At 59.7% G+C, this 1,863-nt stretch carries 1 protein-coding gene; it reads right to left on the reverse strand.

Features of this window, described 5'->3' with window-relative positions; all coding sequences use genetic code 11:
• Nucleotides 1–251: 251 nt before the first annotated feature.
• Nucleotides 252–1,745: an IS91-like element ISVsa3 family transposase gene (locus G5T77_RS13730; RefSeq protein WP_001120888.1), complete on the reverse strand. Its 1,494-nt coding sequence runs from the start codon at nt 1,743–1,745 to the stop codon at nt 252–254.
• Between the last annotated feature and the right edge of the window lie 118 nt (nt 1,746–1,863).

Below are 1,863 nucleotides of genomic sequence, written 5' to 3' on the forward strand. Positions count from 1 at the left end.
TGGCCCGCTGCCGACAACGTATAGGAAGAATAAACGCCCTTTTCACCCAAGTCCAACAGCTTTGGACCGCAGTTGACTCTTTCGACACCCCTGCGATGCAACCCAATCCGGCTGACGGGGAGCCAGCAACGCTGAAAATTTACCCTCCTCTTTCCCACTAGCGGCTCCTTTTCCGACAACCAGCACGGCGGATCCCTGCCGCGGCGCTGTGAACGCAGCATTTTGATTGGTATCGTTGGCCTTCAGGCTCGTCAGTCAAACAGACCCAGGAGCAGCTCAGCCGGTGGCGCCCGGCTTTCGGGTAACGCCCTGGTCCCGCTGGTTTCGGCTTTGTGCTTCAGGTGATCAAGGATCTGCTTGATCACTATAGGGTCTTCAATGCAGGCGATGACTTTCATGGCGCCGCCGCAGCCGCTGCAGGTCTCGATGTCGATATTGAAAACACGCTTGAGCCGTTGCGCCCATGTCATCGACGCTCGCCGTTGTGCTGGTGTTGCCGGTTCATCAGCCACCCTGACCTTGTTGCCCCTGCCCCGTTTTGCCGGCGTGACCAACGCCCGGTGCCGACTGTTGGGTGCGAACACCCCGTGGAAGCGGGTTAGGTTGACTCTGGGCTTCGGTACCAGGGCGGCCAGCCTTGCAATGAAATCCAATGGTTCGAAAATGACGTGCGTGGTGCCGTCCCGGTACGGCGTCTTGAGCTGGTAGCGCACGTTGCCGCCTCGTGTTAACGACAGCCGCTTCTCGGATACCGCCGGGCGGCTGATGTACCGGCACAGCCGTTCGAGCTTCTTGCGTTCATCGGCCCTGGCCGCCACGCCGGCGTGCAGGCTGGACCCGGCTACCTTGCCAATCCCGTCACCGAACGGATCACCACTGGTCGGCAGAGTTTGCAAAGTGAACACCTTTCGCCCCGCCTGTGAACCGACAGCGATACGGTAAGTGATCGAGTGCCCCAGCAGGGGTGTCATCGGGTCGTCATCCACCGCATCCGAGGCCAGATAGCTGTTTTCGACATCCCGTTCCAGCAGGCCTTGCCGTTCCAGATAGCGACCCACCCGGTGGGCGATGGTGTGCGTCAGCTGGGTGAGCTCTGGGCTGGTCGGCGCCTTGACCCAGCGGAAACGCGCTGAGCCGTGGGATTGCTCGACATACACACCGTCGAGAAACAGCATGTGGAAGTGAACATTCAGATTGAGCGCCGATCCAAAACGCTGGATCAGGGTGACCGCGCCCGTCTTGGCCACTTGGTGGGTATGGCCCGCTTTCTTGACCAGGTGCGTGGCAATGACGCGGTAAACGATGCCCAGCACCCACCCCATGATCTCGGGCCGGCTGGCAAACAGGAAACGCAGCTGAAACGGGAAGCTCAACACCCACTGACGCATGGGTTGTTCAGGCAGTACTTCATCAACCAGCAAGGCGGCACTTTCGGCCATCCGCCGCGCCCCACAGCTCGGGCAGAAACCGCGACGCTTACAGCTGAAAGCGACCAGGTGCTCGGCGTGGCAAGACTCGCAGCGAACCCGTAGAAAGCCATGCTCCAGCCGCCCGCATTGGAGAAATTCTTCAAATTCCCGTTGCACATAGCCCGGCAATTCCTTTCCCTGCTCTGCCATAAGCGCAGCGAATGCCGGGTAATACTCGTCAACGATCTGATAGAGAAGGGTTTGCTCGGGTCGGTGGCTCTGGTAACGACCAGTATCCCGATCCCGGCTGGCCGTCCTGGCCGCCACATGAGGCATGTTCCGCGTCCTTGCAATACTGTGTTTACATACAGTCTATCGCTTAGCGGAAAGTTCTTTTACCCTCAGCCGAAATGCCTGCCGTTGCTAGACATTGCCAGCCAGTGCCCGTCACTCC

Origin of the sequence: Acinetobacter sp. GFQ9D191M (assembly GCF_011174875.1) — a bacterium.
Lineage (GTDB): Bacteria > Pseudomonadota > Gammaproteobacteria > Pseudomonadales > Moraxellaceae > Acinetobacter.

Bases quoted from the DNA above. Each gene is read 5' to 3' on its own strand.
- G5T77_RS13730 (WP_001120888.1), bottom strand. From the start codon at position 1,745: ATGCCTCATGTGGCGGCCAGGACGGCCAGCCGGGATCGGGATACTGGT.